The 22,631-nt window shown below is 65.3% G+C and carries 19 protein-coding genes and 1 tRNA gene; 8 read left to right on the top strand and 12 right to left on the bottom strand.

The annotated features are described in order from the left end of the window. The first annotated feature begins 4 nt into the window (after positions 1-4). Both hemN and ACZ9H4_RS12670 read left to right on the top strand, forming a co-directional pair. Positions 5-1,390 carry an oxygen-independent coproporphyrinogen III oxidase gene (gene hemN / locus ACZ9H4_RS12675; RefSeq protein ID WP_476119191.1) on the top strand — a complete coding sequence of 462 codons (1,386 nt, stop codon included), beginning with the start codon at positions 5-7 and terminating at the stop codon, positions 1,388-1,390. Between the two features lie 107 nt (positions 1,391-1,497). Continuing rightward, positions 1,498-1,582: transfer RNA gene (locus tag ACZ9H4_RS12670), tRNA-Leu, on the top strand. Positions 1,583-1,765: 183 nt separating this feature from the next. Here ACZ9H4_RS12670 and ACZ9H4_RS12665 read toward each other — a convergent pair. Further along, complete coding sequence (locus tag ACZ9H4_RS12665) at positions 1,766-3,151, bottom strand: amino acid permease (RefSeq protein WP_476119190.1); 1,386 nt, start codon at positions 3,149-3,151, stop codon at positions 1,766-1,768. Between the two features lie 213 nt (positions 3,152-3,364). Between ACZ9H4_RS12665 and ACZ9H4_RS12660 the strand changes: the two genes are divergently transcribed. Further along, on the top strand, positions 3,365-4,285 hold the full coding sequence (locus ACZ9H4_RS12660; RefSeq protein WP_476119189.1) for an alpha/beta fold hydrolase: 921 nt from the start codon (positions 3,365-3,367) through the stop codon (positions 4,283-4,285). A gap of 151 nt (positions 4,286-4,436) precedes the next feature. Here ACZ9H4_RS12660 and poxB read toward each other — a convergent pair whose 3' ends face one another. From poxB to ACZ9H4_RS12615, 9 genes are all read right to left on the bottom strand, one after another. Further along, a complete protein-coding gene (poxB, locus tag ACZ9H4_RS12655) occupies positions 4,437-6,161 on the bottom strand; it encodes a ubiquinone-dependent pyruvate dehydrogenase (RefSeq protein ID WP_476119188.1) in 1,725 nt (574 codons plus the stop codon). Between the two features lie 161 nt (positions 6,162-6,322). Then, on the bottom strand, positions 6,323-7,156 hold the full coding sequence (locus ACZ9H4_RS12650; RefSeq protein WP_408140695.1) for a M55 family metallopeptidase: 834 nt from the start codon (positions 7,154-7,156) through the stop codon (positions 6,323-6,325). Continuing rightward, a complete protein-coding gene (locus ACZ9H4_RS12645; protein WP_476119187.1) occupies positions 7,156-8,259 on the bottom strand; it encodes a DmpA family aminopeptidase in 1,104 nt (367 codons plus the stop codon). The genes ACZ9H4_RS12650 and ACZ9H4_RS12645 overlap by 1 nt, the downstream gene beginning before the upstream one ends. Continuing rightward, positions 8,256-9,161 carry a glutathione ABC transporter permease GsiD gene (gsiD, locus tag ACZ9H4_RS12640; protein ID WP_476119186.1) on the bottom strand — a complete coding sequence of 302 codons (906 nt, stop codon included), beginning with the start codon at positions 9,159-9,161 and terminating at the stop codon, positions 8,256-8,258. Before gsiD ends, ACZ9H4_RS12645 begins: the two co-directional genes overlap by 4 nt. A 7-nt stretch (positions 9,162-9,168) precedes the next feature. After that, a complete protein-coding gene (gene gsiC / locus ACZ9H4_RS12635) occupies positions 9,169-10,089 on the bottom strand; it encodes a glutathione ABC transporter permease GsiC (protein ID WP_408140692.1) in 921 nt (306 codons plus the stop codon). A gap of 108 nt (positions 10,090-10,197) precedes the next feature. After that, positions 10,198-11,760, bottom strand: a complete 1,563-nt coding sequence (gene gsiB / locus ACZ9H4_RS12630; protein WP_476119185.1) for a glutathione ABC transporter substrate-binding protein GsiB — start codon at positions 11,758-11,760, stop codon at positions 10,198-10,200. A gap of 176 nt (positions 11,761-11,936) precedes the next feature. Further along, positions 11,937-13,859: a dipeptide ABC transporter ATP-binding protein gene (locus ACZ9H4_RS12625; RefSeq protein WP_408140690.1), complete on the bottom strand. Its 1,923-nt coding sequence runs from the start codon at positions 13,857-13,859 to the stop codon at positions 11,937-11,939. Between the two features lie 80 nt (positions 13,860-13,939). Further along, on the bottom strand, positions 13,940-14,938 hold the full coding sequence (locus tag ACZ9H4_RS12620) for an isoaspartyl peptidase/L-asparaginase family protein (protein WP_408140688.1): 999 nt from the start codon (positions 14,936-14,938) through the stop codon (positions 13,940-13,942). Beyond that, a complete protein-coding gene (locus ACZ9H4_RS12615) occupies positions 14,935-15,927 on the bottom strand; it encodes a MurR/RpiR family transcriptional regulator (protein ID WP_476119184.1) in 993 nt (330 codons plus the stop codon). Before ACZ9H4_RS12615 ends, ACZ9H4_RS12620 begins: the two co-directional genes overlap by 4 nt. A gap of 273 nt (positions 15,928-16,200) precedes the next feature. On the opposite strand from ACZ9H4_RS12615, the gene ACZ9H4_RS12610 reads away from it, so the two are divergent. Continuing rightward, on the top strand, positions 16,201-17,508 hold the full coding sequence (locus tag ACZ9H4_RS12610; protein ID WP_476119183.1) for a type II toxin-antitoxin system HipA family toxin: 1,308 nt from the start codon (positions 16,201-16,203) through the stop codon (positions 17,506-17,508). Next, complete coding sequence (locus tag ACZ9H4_RS12605) at positions 17,480-17,785, top strand: helix-turn-helix domain-containing protein (protein ID WP_476119182.1); 306 nt, start codon at positions 17,480-17,482, stop codon at positions 17,783-17,785. Before ACZ9H4_RS12610 ends, ACZ9H4_RS12605 begins: the two co-directional genes overlap by 29 nt. A 22-nt stretch (positions 17,786-17,807) precedes the next feature. Here ACZ9H4_RS12605 and ACZ9H4_RS12600 read toward each other — a convergent pair whose 3' ends face one another. Next, positions 17,808-19,061 carry an MFS transporter gene (locus tag ACZ9H4_RS12600; RefSeq protein WP_476119181.1) on the bottom strand — a complete coding sequence of 418 codons (1,254 nt, stop codon included), beginning with the start codon at positions 19,059-19,061 and terminating at the stop codon, positions 17,808-17,810. Positions 19,062-19,152: 91 nt separating this feature from the next. Here ACZ9H4_RS12600 and ACZ9H4_RS12595 point away from each other — a divergent pair, with 91 nt between their 5' ends. Both ACZ9H4_RS12595 and ACZ9H4_RS12590 read left to right on the top strand, forming a co-directional pair. After that, entirely contained in the window at positions 19,153-19,863 is a 711-nt protein-coding gene (locus ACZ9H4_RS12595; protein WP_476119180.1) for a pseudouridine synthase, read from the top strand. A 169-nt stretch (positions 19,864-20,032) separates the two neighbouring features. Further along, entirely contained in the window at positions 20,033-20,221 is a 189-nt protein-coding gene (locus ACZ9H4_RS12590; protein ID WP_408152450.1) for a hypothetical protein, read from the top strand. A gap of 182 nt (positions 20,222-20,403) precedes the next feature. On the opposite strand, the gene ACZ9H4_RS12585 is transcribed toward ACZ9H4_RS12590, so the two are convergent. Then, on the bottom strand, positions 20,404-21,444 hold the full coding sequence (locus tag ACZ9H4_RS12585; protein WP_476119179.1) for an NAD-dependent epimerase/dehydratase family protein: 1,041 nt from the start codon (positions 21,442-21,444) through the stop codon (positions 20,404-20,406). A gap of 95 nt (positions 21,445-21,539) precedes the next feature. Between ACZ9H4_RS12585 and ACZ9H4_RS12580 the strand changes: the two genes are divergently transcribed. Then, complete coding sequence (locus ACZ9H4_RS12580; RefSeq protein WP_476119178.1) at positions 21,540-22,568, top strand: CDP-6-deoxy-delta-3,4-glucoseen reductase; 1,029 nt, start codon at positions 21,540-21,542, stop codon at positions 22,566-22,568. The last annotated feature ends 63 nt before the right edge of the window (positions 22,569-22,631 follow it).

Genomic DNA, 22,631 nt, shown 5'->3' with positions numbered 1-22,631 from the left:
TCTCATGACCCTCACCAATACGCTTTTCCGCCCTGACCTGCTCGCCAGATACAGCGCGAACGGCCCACGGTATACGTCCTATCCGACCGCGCTGCAGTTCCACGACCAGTTCGACCCCGCCGATTATCTGCGTGCTGCGGCCGACCCCGGCGCATCCTCGACCGATCTCTCGCTGTACTTCCACATTCCGTTTTGCGACACCGTGTGCTTCTACTGCGGCTGCAACAAGGTCGCGACGAAAAACCGCGCGCACGCGCGCCCCTACCTCGATCAGTTGAAGCGGGAGATCGCGTTGCAAGCCGCCTGTTTCGACACGCGACGTCCGGTGTCACAACTGCATTGGGGCGGCGGCACGCCCACCTTTCTGTCGCACGACGAAACGGCAGAACTGATGGCCGCCACACGTGAACACTTCGCGTTGCAGCCCGATGCCGAGGCCGAATATTCGATCGAAGTCGATCCGCGCGAAGCGTCGCCCGACACCATCGCGCATCTGCGCAAACTGGGCTTCAATCGCTTGAGCCTCGGCGTGCAGGACTTCGATCCGCTCGTGCAGCAGGCGATCAACCGCATTCAGCCGCTCGAGATGACGGTGTCCGTGATGCAGGCCGCACGCGACACGCACTTTCATTCGATCGGCGTCGATCTGATTTACGGACTGCCGCATCAAACAGTCGACAGCTTCAGCCGCACGCTCGACACGATGATCGACCTCGCGCCCGATCGTCTGTCGGTGTTCGCGTACGCGCACATGCCGCAGCTCTTCAAGATGCAGCGTCAGATGGACCCCGCGACGCTACCCTCGCCGGCGCAGCGGCTCGCGCTGCTGCAGCGGGTGGTCGAACGGCTGACGGACGCGGGCTACGTCTACATCGGCATGGATCACTTCGCGCTGCCTACCGATGAACTCGCCCGCGCACAGGCGCAGCGCACCTTGCATCGCAATTTCCAGGGCTATAGCACGCGGGCGGAATGCGATCTGATCGGCTTCGGCGCGTCGTCGATCGGCAAGGTCGGCGACGTGTACGCGCAGAACGCGAAGGACTTGCCCGGCTATGCGGCCGCGATCGACGCGGGGCGCCTCGCGATCACGCGCGGCGTGCGCCTCACCGCCGACGACCGTCTGCGTCGCGACGTAATCACGCAACTCATGTGCAACCTGGAACTGCGCTTCGATGAATTCGAAGCTGCTTACGGCATCCACTTCGGCGAAACGTTCGCGCCAGAGCTGGAGCGCTTGCGCGGTTTCGAGGAGGATGGACTGGTGTCGATCGGCGCCGACCGGCTCGACGTGCAGATGGCCGGCCGCATGCTCGTGCGCAACATCGCGATGGTGTTCGACCGCTACCTCGGCCAGCAGACGCTCGAACGGTTTTCCCGCACGGTGTGAGTGCCACGTGACGCGCTGAAGGCAAGTGGCTTGCCCGTCGTCGAATTTTCGGCCATAATCTGCGTCTTCGCGGCGCGCCAGATTCTGACGCGCACGCTGCAGGATCTGCCCAGGTGGTGAAATTGGTAGACGCAGGGGACTCAAAATCCCCCGCCGCAAGGCGTGCCGGTTCGATTCCGGCCCTGGGCACCAGAGAATTCGATTGACCGTTTGTTTGCGTAGTGCCACGAGCCCCGCCAGCGTTTGCCGCCTGCGGGGTTTTTCGTTTCTGGCGGTTGGGCCGGCCTGACGAGAGCACATCGCATCGAAGATGCACTCTCAGCCTCGATCAACAGCGTGAGCGCAAATCCGCCACCCACGCCTTCTCCTAAAAACTTACCGCTCCGCTACCCGCGCGCCACGATGCATCTCCGCGCGCCAACGCTTGAACACGTAGCCACCCCACATCACCAGCAGCCACACCGGCACGAGCCACACCGACACCGACAGGCCCGGCGTCATCGCCAGAATCACGAGGATCAGCGCCATGAACGCGAGGCAGATCCAGTTGCTGACCGGGAACCATAGCGACTTGAACACGAGCGTCTCGCCTGCAGCCACCATCGCCTTGCGCGACTTCAGATGCGTCAGGCTGATCAGCGCCCAGTTCAGCACCAGTGCCGCGACCACCAGCGCCATCAACAGACCAAGCGCTTCGGCCGGAATCAGATAGTTGATGATCACGCAGGTGAACGTAGCGAGCGCCGACAAACCGATCGCCATATACGGCACGCCGCGCCGGTCGACCTTCATCAGCGCGCGCGGCGCATTGCCCTGCTCCGCGAGACCGTAGAGCATGCGGCTATTCGCGTACACGCCGCTGTTGTACACCGACAGCGCCGCCGTCAGCACCACCACGTTGAGGACGTTCGCGGTCAGCGTCGAGCCGATCTGCGAGAAGATCATCACGAACGGACTGCCGCCCGCCGCCACCTCGTTCCACGGATACAGCGACAGCAACACCGCCAGCGAGCAGATGTAGAAAATCAGAATCCGGTAGATCACCTGATTCACGGCCTTCGGAATGCTTTTCTGCGGATCGGCGGCCTCGGCTGCCGTGATGCCGATCAGCTCCAGCCCGCCAAACGAGAACATGATCACCGCGAGCATCATGAAGAGACCATGAAAGCCATGCGGGAAAAAGCCGCCATGGCTCCACAGATTGGTGACCGACGCTTGCGGGCCGCCATGGCCGCTGATCAGCAGAAAGCCGCCGAACACGATCATGCCGATCACCGCCACGACCTTGATGATCGAGAACCAGAACTCGGTTTCGCCGTAGGCCTTGACGTTGGCGAGATTGATCGCGTTGATGGCGGCGAAACACACCAGCGCCGACACCCACGTGGGCACGCCCGGCCACCAGTAATGCACGTAGGTGCCGACCGCGGTCAGCTCGGCCATGCTGACGAGCACGTACAGCACCCAATAGTTCCAGCCGGACAGGAAACCCGGAAAATCGCCCCAGTACTTGTACGCGAAATGACTGAACGATCCGGCGACCGGCTCCTGCGCGACCATTTCGCCCAACTGCCGCATGATCATGAAAGCGATGATGCCGCCGATCGCGTAGCCGAGAATCATCGACGGGCCGGCTGCCTGCAACACGCTCGCGGAGCCGAGAAAGAGGCCCGTGCCGATGGCGCCGCCCAGCGCGATTAACTGGATGTGGCGATTCTTCAGCCCCCGCTTCAGGCCGTCTTGTTGCTGTGCACTATTCAAATTGCGCCCCAGTGTATGGATATCGATCACCCAGTCGAACTTATGGTTCGGCCCGGCAAAACCGGTAATTTTACCTCGGTGGATATGACCTAAATACTGGGAGCAACCCGCGTTGGTTCTGCGCCGCACTTATCCGCGAGGATTGTGATTGTCACTGGCCTGGTGCTTCGGTATGTTGCCCTAGTCGAAGTTTTCCGCCTGCGGAGATTCAACATGTCGCCCAAACGCCTGCTTTGCGCCGCTGCTTTGTCTCTCTGCTTCGCGGGGTCGGCCGCCTTCGCGCAAACGGCGGCCCCCACGACGCAACCGGCCGCGGCCGACCAGCCAGGCATGGAAACCGGTGCCCCCGTTCCCGCCCCCGCTGCGCCGATGGCCGCGCCCGCCAGTCCCGCGCCGTCAGTCGCCACGGCTCCCCAACCTCCTGCCGCGCCGCTGAACGGCCCGGTACGCAATGTCGTGCTGGTCCACGGCGCGTTCGTCGACGGGTCCAGCTGGAACGGCGTCGTCGCTAAATTGCAGCAGAAGGGCTATCACGTGAGTTCGGTGCAGAACCCGCTCACTTCGCTCGCCGACGATGTCGCCGCCACGCGCCGCGTGCTCGCGCGCCAGCAGGGTCCGACGATTCTCGTGGGGCACTCGTGGGGCGGCGTCGTGATCACCGAAACCGCGAATGCGCCCAACGTCGTGGGCCTCGTGTATATCGCCGCGATCGCGCCGCAGTTGCACGAGTCGGCGATGGACCTGATGAAGCGCGCGGCGCCGATGCCCGCGGGCCAGGCCATCAGCGCGGACCCGAGCGGCTTCCTGTGGCTCGACCGCGCCCGCTACCACGCCGACTTCGCCGCGGACGTGCCCGAGAACGTCACGCGCGTGCTCTCTGCCGCGCAGGTGCCGATCGCGCAGAAGGCGTTCGGCGAAACGGTCAGCCAGGTCGGCTGGAAGGACAAGCCGTCGTGGTACGTGCTGACGACCAAAGACCGCGCGGTGTCACCCGAAGTCCAGCGCTTCATGGCCGAGCGGATGGGCGCGAAGGTCGTGCCGATGGCGTCGAGCCATCTCGCGCCGGTATCGCATGCGGGCGCGGTTGCCGATGTGATCGATCGCGCGGCGCGTGAGCTGAGCCGGCAGCAGTAGTCTGGCGTGCTCTGGCGCGCAGGTATGTCGCTGCGTTTGCGCGTGAGGCAGCGGTGTGCGTGTGGCGCGCGGTGAAGACGCGGCTACGGCAGCGCGAGTCTCACCGCCGCAGCCGCCTGCGTCGCCCGGCTCGCATCACGAGCCTCAAACCTCACCGCAAATTCGTAGCCGCCAGTTCGACGACCTCGTCCCCTCGCCCATTGAGCACCGCCTTCAACATATACAGACTGAAGCCCTTCGCCTGCGCCCACTGAATCTTCGGCGGCAGCGCGAGTTCGTGCTTCGCGGTCACCACGTCGATCACCGCCGGCCCCGGATGCGCGAACGCCTCGCGCAACGCCGCTTCGATGTTCTCCGATTGTTCGATCCGGACTCCGTAGATTCCCGCGCCGCGCGCGATCGCCGCGAAGTCGGTCGCGGCGAGATCGGTGCCGGCTTCCAGATAGCCGCCCGCCTTCATCTCCATCGCGACAAAACCGAGCGTGCTGTTGTTGAACACCACGACCTTGATCGGCAGGTCGAGCTGACGCGCGCTGAGCAGATCGCCGAGCAGCATCGACAAACCGCCGTCGCCCGACAGCGCGATCACCTGGCGCCCCGGCTCCGCGGCCTGCGCACCGAGCGCCTGCGGCATCGCATTGGCCATCGAGCCGTGATTGAACGAACCATGCAGGCTGCGCTTGCCGTTCATCGTCAGATAGCGCGCGGCCCATAGCGTCGGTGTGCCGACGTCGGCGGCAAACACGGCGTCTTCATTCGCGACCTGGTCGACGATGCTGGTGAGATATTGCGGATGAATCGCGCGCCCCAGATCGGAGGGCCGCGCGAGATCGTCGAGGCCCTTGCGCGTATCCGCGTAGTGCTTGCGCGCGTTGTCGAGGAAGCGCCGGTCGGTCTTGCGCTTGAGCTTCGGCAACAGCGCCTGCAAGGTCGCCTTGACGTCGCCGACGAGCCCCAGCTTCAGCGGCGCGCGCTTGCCGAGCGCGGAGCCGCGCCGGTCGATCTGCACCACGTTGCCATGCGACGGATAGAAGTTGCGATACGGGAAGTCGGTGCCGAGCATCACGAGCGTGTCGCACGACATCATCGCGTGATAGCCGGAGCTGAAGCCGATCAGCCCGGTCATGCCGACGTCGAACGGATTGTCCCACTCGACGTACTGCTTGCCGCGCAGCGCATGCACGGTCGGCGCGCCGAGCTGGTCGGCGAACGCGATCACTTCGTCGTGGGCGCCCGCGCAGCCGCTGCCGCATAGCAGGGTCACCCCGCCAGCCTGATTCAGAAGATCGGCGAGCCGGTCGATATCGGCGGCGGACGGCACCACGGTCGAGCGCTCCAGCGTGCCGGCCCATGCCGGCGTTTCATCGGGCGCCTCGCCGAGCGCGACATCGCCCGGCAGCACGATCACCGCGACGCCGCGCTCTTCGATCGCGGTGCGCATCGCGCGCGCCAGCACGCGCGGAAACTGCGACGGATTCGTCACCAGTTCGACGAAGTGGCTGCACTCCTTGAACAACTCTTGCGGATGGGTTTCCTGAAAGTAGCCGAGGCCGATTTCCGAGGACGGAATATGCGCGGCGATGGCGAGCACGGGCTGATGATTGCGATGACAGTCGTACAGCCCGTTGATCAGATGCAGATTGCCCGGCCCGCAACTGCCCGCGCAGACCGCGAGCTTGCCGGTTGCGGCGGCGTCGGCACCGGCGGCGAAGGCGGCGACTTCTTCGTGACGCGTATGCATCCAGCGAATCGAGCCGAGCCGTTGCAAGCTATCCGACAAGCCGTTCAGGCTGTCGCCCGTCACGCCCCAAATCCGTTCGACGTCCGCTGCGGCCAGTGTTCTGGCCAGATAGTCCGCGATAGTCTGCTTAGCCATGCCGTACCCCATTCAGTGAGAAAGTCGGTACCTCCGGAATGCCAGAGAGTACCGCTTCCTCGCGAAACGTGTCATCAAGGCGGCTTTCTTGAACAAGATGTAAGCGTGGTGAAATTGCCGTGTAGACCTGGCACGCGGCCGTCGCCCCGCTGACTTCGCCACTATCGCAGCATGAACGACATCGCCGACAGACAGTTCAGCATCCGCACCGCATGTTCCGCCGACGCCGCGCCAAAGCGCAACGTCACCGCGTCGACACGCGTAAGCGTCGGCCATTGGCAGAACAGATCAGCCAGCGCGCTCGTCTGCACGCGCAGTTCACAGTCGACCGGCTTCGCTTGCGCGCGCGTCGCGTGCGGCACATAACCATCGGCGATGTGTTGCCGGACCACTTCGCGCGCAGCGCTCCTGATCGCCTCGCGCGCGCCGGCTGGCGATTGTGTCGCGCCGCTCGTCTGCCCGGTCGCGCGTTTCGTCACGACGAAGCGCGCATGCGGAAAGCGCGGCGCGGTTTCTTCGGCGAAGACATCGTCGCCGGATAAAAGCGCGACACGTGCGCCATATTCTTCGGCCAGCGCGCCATATACGCCCGCCTCGCCGAGTTCGACGCCGTTGAACGAAACCCGCGCGAACGCAAAACTATTGATCGTGTGCGCGAGGACGCCGCGCGTTTGCGACATCGCGTGATAGCCGATCATGAACACCAGCGACGCGCCGTATTCGAGCCCGGCCATCATGCCGAGCGTGCGCGGTTTGCCGAGCACGATCTGGGCGCGCGCATCGAGCAGATCGGGCAGCAGGTTGCGAAAGCCGCCGTGCGAATCGTTGACCCACACCTCGGTCGCGCCACCGTCGAATGCGCCTTCGATCGCGGCGTTGGCTTCGAGCGTCATCCAGCGGCGCGCGGCTTCATATTCGCCGTTGCCCGCGCGCGTCTGCTCGGGGTGGAATACGCCGGCCACGCCTTCGATGTCGGCGGAAATCAGGACTTTCATCAGCGAGTGGGTCTCAGTAGTTGAGCGAGATCGGGCACGCTGTCGTGCAGCGACAAGCGTCGATGATCGTCGCGGCCCGTCACGGAAGCGGCGCTCCACAACGCATCGACGATCGCCTGCTCGACGCTGTCCGCGCACGCGCGAAACAGCGGGTCCAGACGCGCATCGGCGACGAGCGGCGGCAGCGTGACGAAGCCGGCGGCGTGCGGCACCGTATAAGCAGTCGAAAACGCGAGCGCGATATCGCCGCTGCCGTGGCCGTATACCGAGCCGGTTCGCGCGAGGCCCGCCGCCGCCCGCAGCGAGAGGCGCTTGAGCTGGCGCGCGTCGAGCGGGGCATCGGTGGCGACGATCATGATGATCGAGCCTTGCTCGGGCTTCGTCGTCGACGCACCCGCCGCCGCTTCGGAGGCCGCGTGCGCCACGCGCGCGCGTTCGGCCAGCACGCGCCCAAGCGGCGTGCCGTCGATCGTCAGCATCGGCAGGCGGCCGAAGTTCGCCAGCACCAGCGCGCCGACCGTATAGCCACGCCCCGCCACCTCGACCACGCGCGACGCGTTGCCGATGCCGCCCTTCAGATCGAAGCACGACATGCCGCGCCCCGCGCCGACCGAGCCGCTTGCGACATGCGTGTTCGCGTTGTCGAATGCCTGATTGAAATGCTGGTCGGTAACGGCCAGCGCCTGGATGTCGTTCAGGTAGCCGTCATTGCACTCGAACACCAGCGGATTGACCGTCGACCATTCGCGCCCGATCTGCGGATTCGCGCGTATCGCGGCGCGAATCTGCGCCTGCGCAACCGAGGCGACGCCGAACGTATTGGTCAACGCGATCGGCGTTTCGAGCGTACCGAGTTCCTCGACCTGCACGAGCCCGATGCTCTTGCCGAACCCGTTGATCACCGACGCCGCCGCCGGCACCTTGTCGATAAAAGGATCGCCCCGATGCGCACGGATCACGGTCACGCCCGTTTGCAGCGCGCCTTGATCGAGCGTGCAATGGCCGACAGTGACGCCTGGCACGTCCGCAATCGTGCCGAGCGGGCCGTCGGACAACGTGCCGATATGCGGCGCAGGCAGCCCTGAGTCAACGGCTGCGCTCATGGCCGGTCGAGCTTCGGATCGAGCGCATCGCGCAAGCCGTCGCCGAGCAGATTGAACGCGAGCACGGTGAGGAAGATCGCCAGACTCGGAAACAGCGCGATATGCGGTGCGGTCACCATATCCGCGCGCGCTTCGTTGAGCATCGCGCCCCACTCGGGGGTCGGCGGTTGCGCGCCCAGGCCGAGAAACGACAGGCTCGCCGCAGTGATGATCGACGTGCCGATGCGCATCGTGAAGTACACCACGATCGACGAGATCGTGCCCGGCAGAATGTGCCGCACGATGATGGTCCAGTCCGACGCGCCGATGCTGCGCGCCGCTTCGATATAGGTGAGCTGCTTGAGCATCAGCGTATTGCCGCGCACCAGCCGCGCGAATGCGGGAATGCTGAAGATCGCCACCGCGCAGATCACATTGATCATGCCGTTGCCGAGAATCGCCACCACACCGATCGCCAGCAGAATGCCGGGGAACGCGAACAGCACGTCGGCGACGCGCATCGTGATGCGATCCCACCAGCCCTCGTAGTAACCGGCCAGCAGTCCGAAGAACGTGCCGATCACCGCGCCGATCGCCACCGACAGAAAGCCCGCTTCGAGCGAAATGCGCGAGCCTGCGAGAATGCGGCTGAAAATATCGCGGCCCAGCGAATCGACGCCGAACCAGTGAGCGGCGGACGGCCCCGCATTCAACGCGTCGTAATCGAAGAAATTCTCCGGGTCGTACGGCACTAGATGCGGCGCGGCAAGCGCGACCACGATCAGCAGCAGCACGAAAATACCGGCGGCGAGCGCCACGTGCTGCTTGCGGAATTTGCGCCAGAACTCGCTCCACGGTGTGCGGATCACGCGTTCGGCGGACGCGGCGTCGGCCACATTCGACTCGGTCACGGTCGTGCTCATGCAGGCCTCACTTGAAACGGATGGTCGGGTTGATCACGGCGTACAGCACGTCCACGACCAGATTGATGATGATGAATTCGAGCGAGAACAACAGCACTTCGGCCTGAATCACCGGATAGTCGCGCATCGATACGGCATCCACCAGCAGGCGCCCGAGCCCCGGCCAGTTGAACACCACTTCGACCACGATCGAGCCGCCCAGCAGAAAACCGAACTGCAGACCCATCATCGTGATGACGGGAATCAGCGCGTTGCGCAGGCAGTGTTTGACGATCACGAGCCGCTCGGGCACCCCCTTGGCGCGCGCGGTGCGCACGAAATCCTCGTGCATCACTTCGACGAACGACGCCCGCGTGAAGCGCGCCATCACCGCCGCCACCGCCGCGCCGAGCGTGAGCGACGGCAGCACGTAGCTCTGCCAGGAGCCATCGGCGACGATGGGCAGCCAGCCGAGCTTCACCGAGAAAATCTCCATGAGCAGCATGCCGAGCGCGAACGCCGGAAACGAAATACCCGACACCGCGAGCGTCATGCCGAGCCGGTCGGGCCAGCGGTTGCGCCACACCGCCGACACGATGCCGAGCGCCATGCCGATCACGACCGCCCATGCCATGCTCGCGACCGTGAGCAGCAACGTCGGCATGAAGCGCTCGGCGATTTCCTGGCTGACGGGCCGCTTGCTGCGCGTCGAGATACCGAAGTCGCCGTGCGCGATGCGCCAGAAGAAATGGACGAACTGCTGCGGCATCGGCCGGTCGAGACCGAGATCGGCGCGCACCAGCGCAACCGTCGCCTCGTCCGCTTCGGGACCGGCGGCCAGCCGCGCCGGGTCGCCCGGCAGCAGATGCACGAACAGAAACACCAGCACGGCGACGATGAAGAGCGTCGGCAGCAGGCCACAGAAACGTTTGACGAGGAAGTTCAGCATGGAACCCAATCCGGCAGTGATACGGGCAACGAAGAGTCGAGATCGGCGATAGCGCGGCTATCGCCCCGGCGTATTTCATCGAATATGCCGGGACGGGCGTTCAGCGCATTACCTGATCGCGATCTCGTCGAAATTGAACGAGCCGTCCGGCGCGACGTAAGCACCCGACAGACGCTTGCTGCGCGCGTACACCACCTTCTCCTTGACGAGGAAGATCCACGGCGCGTCGGCCCAGATGCGTTTTTGCGCATCGGTGTAAAGCGCGGCCTTCTGCGTGCGGTCGGTGGTTTCGAGCGCCTGCTTCAGATCGCTGTCGACCGTGTCGTTCCTGTAGTACGCGGTATTGACCATCTTTGGCGGGAACGAGACGGACGCGAGCAGCGGTGTGACCGCCCAGTCGGCCTCGCCGGTCGACGACGACCAGCCCGAGTAATACATCCGCACCGGCGCGGTAGCCGGATCCTGCGCGCTCTCCACCTTGGCGACGCGCTGCCCCGCTTCGAGCGCTTCGACCTGCGCCTTGATGCCGACTTGCGCGAGCTGCTGCTGCACGAACTGGATCACCTTCTGCGCGGTCGAGTAGTTATACGCGGACCACAGCGTGGTTTCGAAACCGTTCGGATAGCCCGCTTCCTTCAGCAACGCACGCGCCTTGGCCGGGTCGTACGGCCACGGCCCGAGTTTGGTCGCATAGTCGACGCCTTGCGGCACCACGCCGTCGGCCGGCGTCGCGTAGCCAGCGAATACGACCTTGCTCAGCGCTTCCTTGTTGACCGCGTAGTTCAGCGCTTCGCGCACCTTCGGGTTGTCGAACGGCTTCTGGTTCACGTTCAGGCTGATGTAGCGCTGAATGATCGACGGCGATGCGATCAGGTCGACCTTCGGGCTCGACTGCAATTGCGCGGCCTGTTCGAACGGCACCTGGAACGCGAAGTCCGCTTCGCCGGTTCGCATCAGCGCGGCGCGCGTGTTGTTGTCGACCACCGGCTTCCAGTCGATCGCGTCGATCTTCGGGTAGCCCTTCTTCCAGTAGCCGGCGAACTTCTTCACCGTCAGATCGCCCGCCGGGTCCCACTTCCCGAGTTCGAACGGACCCGTGCCGACCGGATGAAACGCGATGTCCTTGCCGTACTTCTTCAGCGCGTCCGGCGAGATCATCACCGCCGACGGATGCGCGAGCACGTTGACGAACGCGGAGAACGGCGTCTTCAGCGTGACTTTCACCGTGTACGGATCGACCACTTCGGTTTTCTCGATGCGGCTGAACATGTTGTAGCGCTTGAGCTTGTTCGCCGGATCAGTCACACGGTCGAAGTTCGCTTTCACCGCCGCCGCGTTGAAGTCGGTGCCGTCCTGGAACTTCACGCCATGGCGCAGCTTGAACGTGTAGACCTTCGCATCCGGGCTCGCCTCGTAGCTCTCGGCCAGCACGTTGACCAGCTTCATGTCCTTGTCGAAACCGAACAGCCCTTGATAGAACGACTTCGCGACCGCTTGCGACAGCGTGTCGTTGGCATCGTACGGATCGAGCGTCGTGAAGGTCGAGGCGACAGCCATGACGGCCGTGGTGTCGGCGTGCGCCGCATTGCCCGCGAGCATCGCGAACACTACCGCGCCGCCGCTGACCAGCGCGCGCAAACGAAACGGAGAAGACGGGACCAGCAGGTTCATGAGGTTGGCTCCAGGCTGCAAGATGAAACAGAGTTGAGATTGCGAGAGGCTCGTTTTTGCTTCGGGTTTTGCGTTGCGTTCTGCTTGACGTTTTGCTGCGATTCTTTTGCGTCGATTCTTTTGCGTCGATTCTTTGGCTTCGGTTTTGCGCTTCGGGTCTTCTGCAGGTCTGCGTCTCAGTAAGCCCCGCCGACGCGATGCTGTGCGACGTAGTGATCCGGGCCAACCGCGACCAGCGGCGCGACGACCGGCTCGTCGTCGAGCGCGCGGATCGGGCTCGGAATGTCGTCGGCGGCGAGCATGCGTTTCGCGTGCCGGCGCGCCGGATCGGCGACCGGCACCGCGCCCATCAGCTTTCTCGTGTACGGATGCTGCGGCGCTTCAAACACCGCGCGGCGCGGCCCGATCTCGACAATCTGGCCGAGATACATCACCGCGACGCGATGACTGACGCGCTCGACCACCGCCATGTCGTGCGAAATGAACAGATACGCGACACCGAGTTCGCGCTGCAGATCGAGCATCAGATTGACGATCTGCGCCTGCACCGACACGTCGAGCGCGGACACGGATTCATCGGCGATCACGACTTTCGGATTCAGCGCGAGCGCGCGTGCAATCGCGATGCGCTGGCGCTGGCCGCCGGAGAATTCGTGCGGATAGCGGCGCGCGGCTTCGGCCGGCAAGCCGACTTTTTCGAGCAGCCACGCGACCCGCGCCTGTGCTTGCGCACCCTGCGCGACGCCGTGCACGAGCAGCGGCTCCATGATCGAAAAGCCAACCGTCAAGCGCGGATTCAGCGACGCGAACGGGTCCTGGAAAATGAACTGGATATCGCGCCGCAACGCCTGCAACGCGGGGCCGGTCAGTGAACTGATTTCCTTGCCGTCGAATTCGATCGAGCCGCTCTGACTTTCGACGAGGCGCAGCAGCGAGCGGCCCGTCGTGGACTTGCCGCAACCCGATTCGCCGACCAGCGCGAGCGTTTCGCCCGGCCGCAAGTCGAAGCTGACTTTTTCGACCGCATGCACGCGCCCCGTCATGCGGCCGAACATGCCGCTGCGCACCGGAAAGCGCGTGACGAGATCGCGCACGCGCAGAATCGGCGGCGTGTCTTGCCGCACCAGCGGCTGCGCCGCATCGGCGATCGCTGCGGCGGACTGCACGGCCTGCCCGGCGCCGCTCAGGCTCGCCTGTTCGACGGTGAGAATCGGAAAGCGCGCGGGTTGATCGGTGCCCTGCATCGCGCCCAGGCGCGGCACGGCCGCCAGCAGCGCTTTGGTATAGGGATGCGACGGCGCGGCGAACAGCGCATCCGACGCGCCTTCTTCGACCTTTTCGCCGCGATACATCACCAGCACGCGATCGGCCACTTCGGCCACCACGCCCATGTCGTGCGTGATGAAGATCACGCCCATGTTCATCTCGTCCTGCAAGCCGCGGATCAGTTGCAGGATCTGCGCCTGAATCGTCACGTCGAGCGCGGTGGTCGGCTCGTCCGCAATCAGCAGCGCGGGCTTGCACGACAACGCCATTGCGATCATCACGCGCTGGCGCATGCCGCCCGACAGTTGATGCGGAAAGCGCGCCGCCACCCGCCGTGCCTCAGGAATCCGAACCAGTTCGAGCAGTCGCAGCGTTTCGGCGTGGGCGGCCTGACGGCTCTTGCCCTGATGCAGCGCGATCGCTTCGCTGATCTGATCGCCGACCGTGAAGACCGGGTTGAGCGAGGTCATCGGTTCCTGGAAGATCATCGCGATGTCGGCGCCGCGAATCGAGCGCATCGTGCCGGACGACGCTTGCGCGAGGTCGAGCACGCTGCCGTCGCGGCGCCGGAATGCGATGCTGCCGCCGGCCAGGCGCCCACCGCCATGCTCGATCAGCCGCATCAACGCGAGCGAAGTCACCGATTTGCCCGAACCCGATTCGCCGACGATCGCCAGCGTCTCGCCGCGCTCGACGCTCAGCGACAGATTGCGCACCGCGTTGAAGGTCGAGTTGCCGCGGCGAAACGCGACCGACAGATCGTCGACCGCGAGCACGCGTTGCGGCGGCAAGGTTTCGATAAGCGGACGGGCAGTGTGCGAGGGAGTCGGCACGGTGGTTCCTTTGATTTCGAACGCGGCTAACGTAGGTTCTGGCAAAACTTCGAGCGGGATGTCAGGCGCTGTCGCACGCGCTAGCGGTAGATCGCCGTCACCGGCGTTTCGCCGAGCCGCGCGAAACCGCGGTACATGCCTTCGGTATTGAACGGCAGCGTGACGTTGCCGCGCGCGTCGACGGCGATCAGACCGCCGCGGCCGTCGATCTTCGGCAGACGGTTCATCACGACGTCGTGGGCCGCGTCCTGCAGCGAGACGTTGCGATAGGCCATTTGCGCGGCGACGTCGTAAGCGGCGACCATGCGCATGAACATTTCGCCGGAGCCGGTGGTCGAGACCGCGCAGGTCGCGTCGTCCGCATAGCAGCCCGCGCCGATCAGCGGCGTATCGCCGACCCGGCCGACCTGCTTGTTGGTGACGCCGCCGGTCGACGTGGCCGCCGCCACGTGGCCGTGCTGGTCGAGCGCGACCGCGCCGACGGTGCCGAACTTGCGGTTCGGATCGATCGGCTCGTGCGGTGTGGGTTCGCCATCGCCGTGATTCGCCGACGATGCCGCGTCAAGCGCCGCGCCGTCGTGATCGAGCACCGCGCGCTGCTGATCGCGCGCGAGCAGCCACTGACGATGACGCGCTTCGGTATCGAAGTACCCGGGCTCGACGAATTCGAGCCCTTGCGCGGCGGCGAACGCCTCCGCGCCTTCGCCGGTGAACAGCACATGCTCGCTGCGTTCGAGCACGCGGCGCGCGGCCAGAATCGGATTGCGCACGCGCGTCACGCAGCAGATCGCGCCGGCTTCGAGCGTGCTGCCGTCCATGATGGCGGCGTCGAGTTCGTGGGTGCCGGCGGCCGTGTAGACCGCGCCGTGTCCCGCATTGAAGAGCGGGCAATCTTCGAGCAGACGCACGGCTTCGCTGACCGCGTCGAGCGCGCTGCCGCCGTCGGCGAGCACGCGCTGGCCCGCGCTCAGCACTGCATGCAGCGCCGCGTGGTATTCGGTTTCGGCACTGGCCGACATCGACGCGCGCAGGATCGTCCCTGCCCCGCCGTGAATGGCAATGACTGCGTTGGAGTTCATCGTTTCGTTTTGGGAGTGCTGGTGGTATGGGGGGCGCGGGTGGCTCGCGGCGCGCGGCTCGGGGCGCGCACGGGTTCGCCCGCCGCGTCGCTCGGACCGGCCTGCGGTTCGACGAGCCAGGGCAGCACGAATTCGCTGACCTCGGCGGCGGCCTTCACCGAGCGTTGGGCGCGGTACGCGACCGCGTCGCAGAGCGCTTCGATCACCGCCAGCACGGCCGAATCGGCGTTCGCCGCCAGCCGCCGGTCGGTGCGGATATAGAGCGAGAGACTTGCGAATCGCGCGAGCGGCGAATGTGGACCGTCGGTCAGCGCCAGCACGCGGGCGCCCCGGCTGGCCGCGCGGCGCGCGAGTTCGATCGTGTCTTCGACATAACGCGGAAACGCAATGCCGATCACGAGATCGTTTTCGTTCGACGCAAACAGACGCCGCGCCGCATGCGACGGCCCGCCGATCAGCGCAAGCGACTGCACGTTGTCGTGATACGGCATCAGACCGTGTTCCATCAGACCGGCGAGAAACGCGCTGGCGCCGTAGCCGAGCACGAACACGCGGCGCGCCGCGATGATCGCTTCGACGGCGGCGTCCGCGGCGGCGCGGTCGATCGCGGTGCGCGTCGCGTGCAGGTTGTTGGCGGCCTGCTCCAGCGATGCGTCGACCAGATCGTCGCCGGGCGCGAGCGACTCCTGCGCGCTGCGCAGGCGCTCGACCGGTGCGAGCGTCGCTTCGAAGCCGCGTACGAGCGCTTCGCGGAACTGCGGGTAGCCGTCGAAATCGAGCGCCCGGGCAAAGCGGTTCGCCGTCGCCACTGACGCGCCGACTACGCTCGCCAGTTCGTCGATCCGCATGGTCGCCGCGCGAAACAGATTGGCCAGCACGTAGTCGCCCATGCGTCGGTGAATCGGCGTCAGCGTCGGCATGGCCGCGGCGATGCGCGCGGCAATGGCCTGCTCGGCGTGACGGGATGCGGCGGAGGGATGGTCGATCATGCGAGTGCGTCTGCGCGGCGGTTGTAGTTGGACCTCATGAAAGTATATTTACATGAAAACTTCCTGGAAAAAAATTCATTTTCATTGTCGAGGGTTTTCACTGAACGCCGACTGGCGTGGGTGCCGGAATTGATGCGGTCGGGTGACTTGGATGGGACGGTGAAATGCCTTCCGATCATCTAACCGGCAATTCAATAAAAACACTTATAAGATGCGCATCAGCACTCTGTCGCTGTGTCGTGCTACATTTATGAGGCACAAGGAGTTACCTCTATGGATTGCACCCTGCAGATATTCCTGGACGATCGCTGGGTCGATTGCGCGCAGATCGAACTCAACGACGGCATTTGCCAGTGGAATCATCTGGTCATGTACGCCATCGAGCACACGGACGCCCCGCTGTCCCTTGCCGAGCCCGTCGATATGGACATCCACGGCGCCCGGACCATGCCCGCCTTCCTCTACGACCTCGTCCCGCAAGGGGACGGTCGTCGCTTCCTGCTGGGCGAGCTGACGCTACCAGATGGCCCCGACGCGGACTTTCCGCTGATCTGCGCGGGCGCCTTCAATCCGGTCGGCCGGATCCGCGTCGCCGAGGCCGTCGACTACTTTGAAACGCATGTGGCGAGGCACCCGGCCGCGCGTGGCCTACCCGGCCTGACAATCGACGACGTCGTCATACGTAGCGCGGAATTCAAGGAAAGGATGTTCCTGCACGGAATGCTCGGCACGGGCACCACCGGGGTTCAGGGTGCGGCGCCGAAATACCTGCTCACCCGGGACCGGGCGGGCCTGCTGCACGGTGATGCCGTGCTGCCCGATGCCGACGCCACCCAGCATCTGATCGCGAAACTGCCGCGCGGGAACAGCGCGGCCGACGACAAGGTCCTGCGCAACGAAGCGGCGTACATGCGGGTGGCCGCCGCGCTGGGTATCCGCACGCACACGGATTTGCCAACCCTTCATGGCGATGTCCTGCTGATCCCGCGCTTCGACCGGATCGCGAGCGACGGCAAAGTCGTGCGCCTGCATCAGGAAAGCGTGGCATCTATTCTGGGTTTGGCCGGCTTCGACCTGCGCCCGAACCTCTTCGACGTCGTGGCAGGAATCCGCAAGGTGGTGACCGACCCACCGGCCGAAACGCTCGAGTTCATCAAGCGGGATGTCCTCAATCTGGCCATGCGCAACACGGACAATCATGCGCGCAATACAGCCGTGCAACTGGCCGAGGGCAAAGTCCGGCTCACCCCCTTGTTCGACTTCGCACCGATGTACCTGGACCCCGCGTTGATTCTACGTGCGCTGAGATGGTATCGGCCGGACACCCGGGTCGAGCTGACGGACTGGGCCGACGTACTGGCGGCGCTGCCTGTCCCGGACCATGAGCGCGAGCTGCTCGCCCAGGCATTAGGCCGCTTTGCCGTGCAGATCGAACGCCTGCCCGACATCATGGAAACGCAAGGCGTCGATCACGACATCATCGAGTTCCTGACGCCGTCCATCGACACGCAGGTCCGACAACTGAAAGCCCTTCAACCACCAGAGGCTCATCATGCCCCGTCGGAACCGACCCACCCGTGAAGAGCAGAACGCCCTGCGCCGCGTTTTCTACGAAAGGATCGGCCGGGGCGACATGACGATTCCCGAGGCCATGAAAGCGATGCGCGCGATGACGGGCCTGACCCAGGCCGAATTCGCCGCGCACCGAGGCGTCAGCCGCCGGGTCATCCAGGACATCGAGCGCGGGACAGGGAACCCGACCGTCGATTCGCTCAACAGCGTGGCGAAACTCTTCGGCCTGCAGGTCGGGTTCGTCCCGGTCAGGCGGAACGAATCAGGCTCGCCGACCTCAGGCTAAGGCTGGTGCGGCACAACGCACGTCAGCAGGCCACCGCTGTCCGCGCCGGAACACTCGCGAGCCGCGCCGCCGGCGACATCACGATGATCAGCGCCTGCACGAGAAAAGCCGCCGCTGCGGCGACCAGACAGGCGTCGACATTCCAGCGCGCGCTGAGTGCCGTGCCGAGCAGCGCGCCCACCGGGCGTGCGCCGTAGGTGGCGGTGCTGATCAGCGCCGAAACGCGGCCCATCATGCGCTCGGGGGTGATCGCCTGGCGCAGCGTCGTGGAGCCGACCACCCACAGGATCGGTCCGGCGCCGAGCAGGAAGAAGCTCGCCGTCGCGAGCCAGAACGATGGCGCGACGAGCGTCGCCACCATCACGAGCGAGGCGAGCAGACCGCACGACGGCCCGATGATCAGCACGCGGCCGAACGCGAGCCGTCGCGCGATGGCGGGCGCGGCCAGCGCGCCGCACACCATGCCGACGCCGTAAGCGCCGAGCGTCGCGCCGACCGCCGAGGCGCTCAGCCCCAACCGATGCACCGCGTACGGCACATACACCGCCTGCAGGATGAAGAAGCCGAGGTTGAAGAACACCGCGGTCGCGAGCATCGGCCTCAATAACTCGTCGCGCAGCACGAAGCGTGTGCCGTCGCGCAGTTCGAGCATGAAGTGGCGCGCGGGAGCGGCCGCGCGCGGCGGCTCCCGCAGTCCCGCCAGCAACGCGACGGCCAGCGCCGACAACGCCGCCGCGCATCCATAGGCCCAACCCGCGCCAATCCAGCCAACCAGCAAACCTCCCGCCGCCGGCCCCGCGGAATACGCGACGCTACGCGCGAGTTCGAGCCGGCCGTTCGCGCTCGCATACGCTTCGCGCGGCACGATGGACGGCACCAGCGACGGCGCGGCGACGTTGTAGGCCACGGTGCCCGTCGCCGCGATGAAACCGAGCGCGGCGAGCAGCGGCAGGTTCAGCGCATGCGTCATCACGAGCAGCAGCACACATAGCATTGCGAACACGCGCACGCTTTCGGCGAGCGTCATCAACATGCGGCGCGAGCGGCGGTCGGCCCACACGCCGAGCGGAATCGACAGCAACAGGAACGGCAGCGTCTGTGCGGTTTGCAGGAGCCCGGTGCCGCGCGCGTCGGCGCCGAGCGCGAACACCGCGACGAGCGGCGCGGCGGCGAGACTGATCTGCTCGGCCGATTGCGCGGCCAGATTCGACCACGCGAGCCGCTGGAAAACGGCCGGCAATCGGATCGCGGAAGCTGAAGAAGACGTGGCGGGCATCGATGAACTCCTGCGTTGAGAAAGGAGTTCATCGTCGTCCGTCCGGCGCCGCGGGGCGCTCCGCTTCTTGCGGTGTTATTCTTCGCTCGCCATGAATCTCGAAAGCATTCTCTTCACTCAAGGTTTCGGCTCGCGCCGCCAATGCCGCGCGCTGATCGCCGATGCGCGCGTGAGCGTCGGCGGCACTGTGTGCACCGACGCCGACGCCGATTTCCCGACCCACGACGACACCCTGCGCTTCAGCGTAGACGGCGTCGTCTGGCCGTATCGCGAGCATGCGTATGTGCTGCTGAACAAGCCCGCCGGCTACGAGTGTTCGCGCGATCCGCAACATCATCTGAGCGTATTCAGCCTGTTGCCGCCGCAGTTCGCCGAGCGCGGCGTGCAATGCGTGGGCCGGCTCGATCAGGACACGACCGGCCTGCTGCTGCTCTCCGACGACGGCAAGTTCGTCCACCTGTTCACGTCGCCGAAACGCAAGGTGCCGAAGCTGTATGTCGCAACCACACGTCATCCGCTCGACGACGCGCAATTGAGCGCGCTGCGCGGCGGCGTGCTGCTGCATGGCGAGACCAAACCGAGCGCCGCTGTCGACGCCGAAGCGCGCGACGCACACACACTCGCGCTCACCGTGATGGAAGGCAAGTACCACCAGCTCAAGCGGATGATCGCCGCAGCCGGCAACCGTTGCGAGGCGCTGCACCGCGAGCGGATCGGCGCACTCGCGATGCCCGCCGCGCTCGCGCCCGGCGCCTGGCAATGGCTCGACGAAACCGACCTCATTTCTTTACGGAGCGGGTAAACCGCTAGCGCCCGCTAAGGTATTGATGCAGCAGGAAAAGCCCGTCGATCCGCGAGAACGATTCGAGCGGCGGCCCGCAGAACCGCTGCGTCGCAGCATGCTCTTCCTTATACCGCGCCCTATACTCGACTAAACAAACGACTATAAAAGGCTTGCAAGGAGGGGCGCCATGCACATCGTCGACACCATCACGATCTCGCAGGTGATGATTGCTTTCGTATGCTTCGGGCTGCTGCTGGTCGGCGGACTGGTGGTCATCATGCGGCTGCGGCACAAATATTCGCCGAATCTGATCGGCGCTCTGGTCGGCGGGATGCTGTGTTTCCTGCTGCTGGAATTCCTGCCGTCGCTGACCTGAGCGAGCGAAGCCACGCGCGGCGCACCACCCGACGCGCAACGGAATTTTTCCGGACGATGCCCGGCGCGGCGCGTATTTGCCGGGTTTTCGGCTCGCTGTGCAAGGCTTCGCTGGTCGAGCTTTCCTGAAAAGGAGCTTCGGGTTCGGCGCTTTCAGCGCCTACGCGCCGCCCGCTCATACGTTCATTTCACGTCTGCTGCATGCAGAAAATCCGCCACGCTCGGATAACGCAAACGCACGCGCAACTCGTCCTTCAGACGCCGGTTCACGAGCCGTCTCGATTCGCGCATGAACGACAGCAGGTTCGGGTCGATGCGCTCTTCGGCTTGCGCCCGCGTGATGCGCGGCGCGCGCGGCAGGCCGAACGCATCGGCCACCGCATCGAAATACTCGCCCATCTTCAGCGACGAATCGTCGGACGCATGGATCACGCGCGCCGGCTTGCCGTGCGTCGCGAGACGCACGAGGATCTTGGCGAGATCGTCGGCATGAATGTGATTGGTGTAGACGTCGTCGGCGTCGATGAGGGCCGGCGTGCCCTTGTCGAGACGCGCGAGCGGCAGACGGTTACGCGCATAGATGCCCGGAATCCGCGCGATGCTCGCCGTCACGCTGCCGCGCGCGCTCGCGCGCCGCAACTGCCGCTCGGCCGAGACGCGGCGTTTCGCGCGCGCATTGGCCGGCTGCGTCGCGCGCGTTTCGTCGATCCATACCCCGCCGCAATCGCCGTACACGCCCGTCGTGCTCGCGTAGACGAGACGCACGGGCGCACGCGCTGCAGCGGTCCGGCGCACCCCGTCGGGTACAATACGGGCTGTTTCAGAACGCGCCCACGAGACATGAATGGCGCGCAACCCGGAGCGCAAGCGCCCCGCCGGCGACACGGCGGGCGCCCTCGCGGCACGCAGCGCGGCATCGCGGCGCGCGCCCAGCGTGGCGAGCAAGGCGCGAGTCCGGCGGTCGTCGTCGCCGCTTTTTTGCGGCGGAGCAAGATGCAGCACGGTTGGCGCGAGGCCCGCGAGCCGTTTCAGGCTGCGGCGCACATCGAGATCGCCGACGAGCGGCGTCACACCGGCGGCACGCAACTCGGCGCTGCGTTCGGCGTGGCTGGTCAGTGCGAAGATATGCGCGCGCGGGCGCAACAGCGGCACGCAGCGCATGCCGACATCGCCGCATCCTACGATCAGCACGCGCGGCCGGCGGAAGTTTCGTGTCGCGTTCATGGTGGACGCATTGTAGCCGTCAAGCGCGGCAGGTATCGCGCGGTTGATCCGGCGCGTCCGATAACGATTCCCGACTTTTCGATTTCGAACACTCTATGGCATTTAACGTCACGCTCCGGCAAAGCGGCCGGCAGTTTCAGGTAGAACAGGACGAACCGGTACTGAGCGCCGCCTTGCGCCAGGGCATCGGCCTGCCCTACGGTTGCAAGAACGGCGCCTGCGGTTCGTGCAAGGGCACCGTGAGCGGCGAAGTCGAACAGCGCGCGCATTCGTCGTCGGCGTTGTCGAACGACGAAAAGACGCGCGGCATGGCACTCCTGTGTTGCGCCACCGCCTGCTCCGATCTCGAAGTGGATATCCGCGAAGTGGCCGGGGTCGGCGACGTGCAAGTCAAGAAGCTGCCCTGCCGCGTGAACGCGATCGAGCGCAAGGCCGACGACGTCGTCGTCGTGAAACTGCAGTTGCCCGCCAACGAGCGTCTGCAATATCTGGCCGGCCAGTACCTCGAATTCATTCTGAAAGACGGCAAACGCCGCAGCTATTCGATGGCGAGCGCGCCGCATACCGAAGGCCCGATCGAACTGCACATCCGTCACATGCCCGGCGGCGCCTTCACCGATCACGTGTTCAACACGATGAAAGAGCGCGACATCCTGCGCTTCGAAGCGCCGCTCGGCACGTTCTTCCTGCGTGAAGATTCGGACAAGCCGATCGTGCTGCTCGCATCGGGCACCGGCTTCGCGCCGCTGAAGGCAATCGTCGAGCACGCGCTGTACAAGAATCTCGATCGCCCCATGACGCTGTACTGGGGCGCGCGCCGCAAGAAAGACCTGTATCTGCTCGAGCTGGCCGAACAGTGGGCGCGCGAGATCCCGAACTTCGAGTTCGTGCCGGTGCTGTCCGAGCCGGACGCGGGCGACGCGTGGACGGGCCGGGTCGGCTTCGTGCACCGCGCGGTGATCGAGGATCTGCCCGATCTGTCGGCGTACCAGGTGTATGCGTGCGGCGCGCCGGTGATGGTCGAGTCGGCACAGCGCGATTTCACGCAGCATCATGCTCTACCGGAAGACGAGTTCTATGCGGACTCGTTCACGAGCGAAGCGGATCTGGCCAACGCGGTCTGAACGCGCGTTCGAGCGCACGGTCTGCGCGACTGGAAGGCCTCGTCGGTGTATCGGCGAGGCGGT

This window comes from Paraburkholderia sp. TE9906 (assembly GCF_056279605.1).
This window is presented reverse-complemented; position numbering and strand designations above follow the sequence as displayed.

Bases quoted from the DNA above. Each gene is read 5' to 3' on its own strand.
- hemN (WP_476119191.1), top strand. From the start codon at position 5: ATGACCCTCACCAATACGCTTTTCCGCCCTGACCTGCTCGCCAGATAC.
- ACZ9H4_RS12660 (WP_476119189.1), top strand. From the start codon at position 3,365: ATGTCGCCCAAACGCCTGCTTTGCGCCGCTGCTTTGTCTCTCTGCTTC.
- poxB (WP_476119188.1), bottom strand. From the start codon at position 6,161: ATGGCTAAGCAGACTATCGCGGACTATCTGGCCAGAACACTGGCCGCA.
- ACZ9H4_RS12650 (WP_408140695.1), bottom strand. From the start codon at position 7,156: ATGAAAGTCCTGATTTCCGCCGACATCGAAGGCGTGGCCGGCGTATTC.
- ACZ9H4_RS12645 (WP_476119187.1), bottom strand. From the start codon at position 8,259: ATGAGCGCAGCCGTTGACTCAGGGCTGCCTGCGCCGCATATCGGCACG.
- gsiD (WP_476119186.1), bottom strand. From the start codon at position 9,161: ATGAGCACGACCGTGACCGAGTCGAATGTGGCCGACGCCGCGTCCGCC.
- gsiC (WP_408140692.1), bottom strand. From the start codon at position 10,089: ATGCTGAACTTCCTCGTCAAACGTTTCTGTGGCCTGCTGCCGACGCTC.
- gsiB (WP_476119185.1), bottom strand. From the start codon at position 11,760: ATGAACCTGCTGGTCCCGTCTTCTCCGTTTCGTTTGCGCGCGCTGGTC.
- ACZ9H4_RS12620 (WP_408140688.1), bottom strand. From the start codon at position 14,938: ATGAACTCCAACGCAGTCATTGCCATTCACGGCGGGGCAGGGACGATC.
- ACZ9H4_RS12615 (WP_476119184.1), bottom strand. From the start codon at position 15,927: ATGATCGACCATCCCTCCGCCGCATCCCGTCACGCCGAGCAGGCCATT.
- ACZ9H4_RS12610 (WP_476119183.1), top strand. From the start codon at position 16,201: ATGGATTGCACCCTGCAGATATTCCTGGACGATCGCTGGGTCGATTGC.
- ACZ9H4_RS12605 (WP_476119182.1), top strand. From the start codon at position 17,480: ATGCCCCGTCGGAACCGACCCACCCGTGAAGAGCAGAACGCCCTGCGC.
- ACZ9H4_RS12600 (WP_476119181.1), bottom strand. From the start codon at position 19,061: ATGCCCGCCACGTCTTCTTCAGCTTCCGCGATCCGATTGCCGGCCGTT.
- ACZ9H4_RS12595 (WP_476119180.1), top strand. From the start codon at position 19,153: ATGAATCTCGAAAGCATTCTCTTCACTCAAGGTTTCGGCTCGCGCCGC.
- ACZ9H4_RS12590 (WP_408152450.1), top strand. From the start codon at position 20,033: ATGCACATCGTCGACACCATCACGATCTCGCAGGTGATGATTGCTTTC.
- ACZ9H4_RS12585 (WP_476119179.1), bottom strand. From the start codon at position 21,444: ATGAACGCGACACGAAACTTCCGCCGGCCGCGCGTGCTGATCGTAGGA.
- ACZ9H4_RS12580 (WP_476119178.1), top strand. From the start codon at position 21,540: ATGGCATTTAACGTCACGCTCCGGCAAAGCGGCCGGCAGTTTCAGGTA.